This is a genomic window from Achromobacter sp. (assembly GCF_057314935.1).
Genome location: NZ_DBHKZA010000168.1, coordinates 1 through 4,540 on the forward strand (window position 1 = coordinate 1; position 4,540 = coordinate 4,540).

At 66.3% G+C, this 4,540-nt stretch carries 4 protein-coding genes; all 4 read left to right on the forward strand.

Annotated elements, in window-relative coordinates; translation table 11 throughout:
- Positions 1-2,067, forward strand: a 2,067-nt coding sequence (locus ACO6D5_RS29615) for an efflux RND transporter permease subunit (protein ID WP_485827373.1), incomplete at its 5' end; no start/stop codon positions are given.
- Positions 2,068-2,087: 20 nt separating this feature from the next.
- Positions 2,088-3,593 (forward strand): efflux transporter outer membrane subunit, encoded by a 1,506-nt coding sequence (locus ACO6D5_RS29620; protein ID WP_003821143.1) that lies wholly within the window; start codon positions 2,088-2,090, stop codon positions 3,591-3,593.
- Positions 3,594-3,642: 49 nt separating this feature from the next.
- Positions 3,643-4,029 carry a MerR family transcriptional regulator gene (locus ACO6D5_RS29625; protein WP_015912830.1) on the forward strand — a complete coding sequence of 129 codons (387 nt, stop codon included), beginning with the start codon at positions 3,643-3,645 and terminating at the stop codon, positions 4,027-4,029.
- A 79-nt stretch (positions 4,030-4,108) separates the two neighbouring features.
- Positions 4,109-4,540, forward strand: a 432-nt coding sequence (locus ACO6D5_RS29630) for an MFS transporter (RefSeq protein WP_242885255.1), incomplete at its 3' end; no start/stop codon positions are given.

Here is a 4,540-nt window from a genome sequence, read left to right on the forward strand (position 1 = left end):
CTGATCGCCGTGCCGGTCTCGCTGGTCGGCACGTTCGCGGTGATGCACATGTTCGGCTTCTCGCTGAACACGCTGTCGCTGTTTGGCCTCGTGCTCTCCATCGGCATCGTGGTGGATGACGCCATCGTGGTGGTGGAGAACGTGGAGCGCCACATGGCGCTGGGCGAATCGCCCAAGGATGCGGCGCGCAAGGCGATGGATGAAGTGACTGGCCCGATCCTGGCCATCACCTCGGTGCTGGCAGCGGTCTTCATCCCCTCGGCGTTCCTGTCGGGGCTGCAGGGCGAGTTCTATCGCCAGTTCGCGCTGACCATCGCGTTCTCGACCATCCTGTCGGCGATCAACTCGCTTACGCTGTCGCCAGCGCTGGCCGCCATCCTGCTCAAGCCGCACCACGGCGCGGCCAAGCCCGATCGCGTCACGCGCATCATCGATGGCGTGTTCGGCGGCTTCTTCCGCCGCTTCAACAGCTTCTTCGACCGCGCCTCGAATTCCTACGTCGGGGGCGTGCGCCGCGCGGTGCGCGGCAGCGCCATCGTGCTGCTGCTCTACGTCGGCTTCCTGGGCCTGACCTGGCTGGGCTTCCACAAGGTGCCTGCGGGCTTCGTGCCCGCCCAGGACAAGTACTACCTCGTGGGCATCGCCCAGCTTCCGACCGGCGCCTCGCTGGATCGCACCGAGGCGGTCGTCAAGGAGATGACCAAGATCGCACTGGCTGAGCCGGGCGTCGAGAGCGTGGTGGCCTTCCCGGGCCTGTCGGTCAATGGACCGGTGAACCAGCCGAACACCGCGCTGATGTTCGCCATGCTCAAGCCCTTCGATGAGCGCAAGGACCCGTCGCTGTCGGCCTTCGCCATCCAGGGCAAGCTCATGGGCAAGTTCAGCCAGATCCCGGACGGCTTCGTTGGCATCTTCCCGCCGCCGCCGGTGCCGGGCCTGGGTTCGATGGGCGGCTTCAAGCTGCAGATCGAGGACCGGGCGGGCCTGGGTCCCGAGGCGCTTGCGCAGGCACAGGGCCAGATCATGGGCAAGGCCATGCAGGCGCCCGAGCTGGCGAACATGCTCGCCAGCTTCCAGACCAATGCGCCGCAGTTGCAGGTGGACATCGACCGGGTGAAGGCCAAGTCGCAGGGCGTATCGCTGACCGAGGTGTTCGACACCCTGCAGGTCAACCTTGGCTCGCTCTACGTCAACGACTTCAACCGCTTCGGTCGCACCTACCGGGTCATGGCCCAGGCCGATGCGCAGTTCCGCATGCAGGCTGAGGACATAGGCATGCTCAAGGTGCGCAATGCAGCGGGCGACATGATCCCGCTGAGCGCGATCGCGACCATCGAGCGCAGTTCCGGCCCCGACCGGGTGATGCATTACAACGGCTTTCCCTCGGCCGACATCAGCGGCGGGCCAGCGCCGGGCTACTCGTCCGGCCAGGCCACCGCCGCGATTGAGAAGATCGTGAGCGAATCGCTGCCGGACGGTATGACCTACGAATGGACGGACCTGACTTTCCAGGAAAAACGGGTTGGCAACACGGCGATCTACATCTTCGCGCTGGCGGTGCTGCTCGCCTTCCTGTTCCTGGCGGCCCAGTACAACAGTTGGTCGCTGCCGTTCGCTGTGCTGCTGATTGCACCCATGGCGCTGCTCTCGGCGATCGCCGGCGTCTGGCTCTCTGGGGGCGACAACAACATCTTCACGCAGATCGGTTTCGTGGTGCTGGTCGGCCTGGCTGCCAAGAACGCGATCCTGATCGTGGAGTTCGCCCGCGCGAAGGAAAGCGAAGGGGCCGATCCGCTGGCAGCCGTGCTCGAAGCCGCGCGCTTGCGGCTGCGCCCGATCTTGATGACGTCGTTCGCCTTCATCGCTGGCGTGGTGCCGCTGGTGCTGGCCAGCGGTGCGGGCGCCGAGATGCGCCACGCCATGGGCATCGCGGTGTTCGCCGGCATGCTGGGCGTGACGGTATTCGGCCTGGTGCTGACGCCGGTGTTCTACGTTGTGGTGCGCAAGCTGGCGCTGCGCCGCGAAGCGCGCCATGCCCGTGGCGGCATGACCGACCAGCACGCATGACGGCCAGGAGGACATACGACATGAAAACATCTTTCGCATTCACACGACCCGCCAGGACGCTGGCGCCGCTCGCCCTCGCGGCGGCGCTGGCTGGCTGCTCCATGGCACCGAAGTATGACCGGCCCGCAGCGCCGATCGACACGGCCTATCCCTCGGGCGCGGCCTATGTGGAACTGGCGGCCGCGACGCCCGACGACGCGATCACGGCCGAGATCGGTTGGCGGGACTTCTTCCGCGACCCGCTGCTGCAGCAGTTGATCGGCATTTCGCTGGAGAACAACCGCGACATGCACAAAGCCGCGCTCAACGTGGAGGCGGCTCAGGCGCTGTACCGTATCCAGCGTGCCGAGATGCTGCCGAACCTGGGCGTTTCCGCCCGCGGCGCGTCAGAGCGCGTACCGGCCGACCTCAGTACCACGGGGCAAAGCGACGTGCTCCGGCGCTACGACGTGGCCGGGGTGACGGCCGCCTGGGAGCTGGACCTGTGGGGCCGCATCCGCAGCCTCAACGACCGGGCGCTGGCGTCCTACCTGGCCCTCGACGAGACCCGCATCGCCACGCAGATGAGCCTGGTGTCCGAGGTGGCCAGCGCCTACCTCACGCTGCGCGCCGACCAGGAACTGCTGCGCCTGACGAGCGACACCCTCGCCACACAGAAGCGCTCCTATGACCTGACCACCCAACTGGTGGAAGCGGGAAATTCCACGCAGCTCGACCTGCGCCGCGCGGAGATCGCGCTGCGCACCGCCGAGGCCAACCGCGCCGCCTACACGCGGCAGGCGGCCAAGGACCGCAACGCGCTGGTGCTGCTGCTGGGCCAGCCGCTGACGCCGGAGCTGTCCCGGCAGCTTGACGAGGCCGTGGCGCTGCCGGACGACATCGTGCCGACCGACCTGCCGAGCGGCCTGCCGTCCGAACTGCTCGCGCGTCGGCCGGACATCCGCGCCGCCGAGCAGATGCTGATCGGCGCCAACGCCAACATCGGCGCGGCGCGGGCCGCGTTCTTCCCGACGATTAGCCTCACGGGCTCGGCGGGCACGGCCAGCGCTTCGCTGGACGGCCTGTTCGATTCGGGCTCGCGGGCCTGGAGCTTCCTGCCGCAGATCACGCTGCCCATCTTCCGCGGCGGCGCGTTGCGAGCCAATCTGGACGTGGCACAGGTACAAAAGAGGATCGAAATCGCCAACTACGAGAAGTCTATCCAGGCGGCCTTTGCTGAGGTGGCTGACGGCTTGGCGGGCAAGCGCACGCTTGATGAGCAGATCCGCTCGGAGCAGCTCCTGGTAGCGGCTAGCCAGAAAGCCTACCAACTAGCCGAGCAACGCTTCCAGGAAGGCGTGGACGACAACCTCACCTTGCTCGATGCGCAACGCACACAGTACGGTGCGCAGCAGACCCTGGTGCGCACGCGCCTGACGCGGCTGAACAACCTCATCCACCTCTACAAGGCGCTGGGTGGCGGCTGGACTGAGCACACGGTGCAATCGGGCGCCACCGGGCAACCATCCGCCCGGTCGCCGGGATAAGGGCTATGCGCAACGGCGGCGTTCCCCATCGTTGCGCACGGAGAACCGGATGAGGATCGGTGAACTTGCGCGCTTGACGGGCACCCCCCCGGAGAACATTCGGTTCTACGAGCGGGAGGGCCTGTTGCAAGCCCCGGAGCGGTCACGCAACAACTATCGGCGCTATGGCCCGGCCCATGTCGAACGGCTTCACCTGATTCGCAACTACCGTGCCTCGGGAATCGGCCTGGATGACGTGCGCCGCCTACTGGGTTGGGCACATGAGGGGTTCCTGGAACCTGAGCTGCTAAGGCAGGCTGTCCAAGGCCATCTCGCCTGTGTTGAGGAACGCATGGAGCAACTGATCCAGGTGAAAGAGCACCTGCTCGCATTGGCCCTGCACGGTGCTGCTTCCGCCGGGGCTTCCGAGGATGGACCGGCTCGCGATGGTTCGTGAGCATCGCATGTCCATATAACTGAATATATATTCATGCGTGTAATATTTCCGGCCAGACAAACGAATAAGAAAGACGCCCATGACCGACCAGAGCATCACGCGCCGAAACATCGGCGTTCTCACCGCCGCGCAGGCGCTCGGCGGCGCCAGCGCGCCCATCGTGATGTCGCTGGGTGGGCTGGTCGGCCAGCAGCTTGCCAAGAATTCGGCCTGGATCACCTTGCCCGTGAGTCTGTTCGGCCTGGGTCTTGCCATCGGCACCTTGCCTGCCGCCTTCATCATGCGGCACCATGGCCGCCGCAACGGATACGTGGTGGGGGTCGGCTTCGGCGTGGCCTCGGGCCTGATCGCCGCGTTGGGCATCATGCTGGCCTCGTTCTGGATCTTCTGCGCCGGCACCTTCCTGGCGGGCTTCTACGGCGCGTATGTGCAGAGCTACCGCTTCGCAGCCGCCGACACCGCCGAGGACGCGCTTAAGGCCAAGGCCATTTCCTGGGTCATGGTGGGCGGT

Coding starts and splice junctions, on each gene's coding strand:
- ACO6D5_RS29620 (WP_003821143.1), top strand. CDS start 2,088: ATGAAAACATCTTTCGCATTCACACGACCCGCCAGGACGCTGGCGCCG.
- ACO6D5_RS29625 (WP_015912830.1), top strand. CDS start 3,643: ATGAGGATCGGTGAACTTGCGCGCTTGACGGGCACCCCCCCGGAGAAC.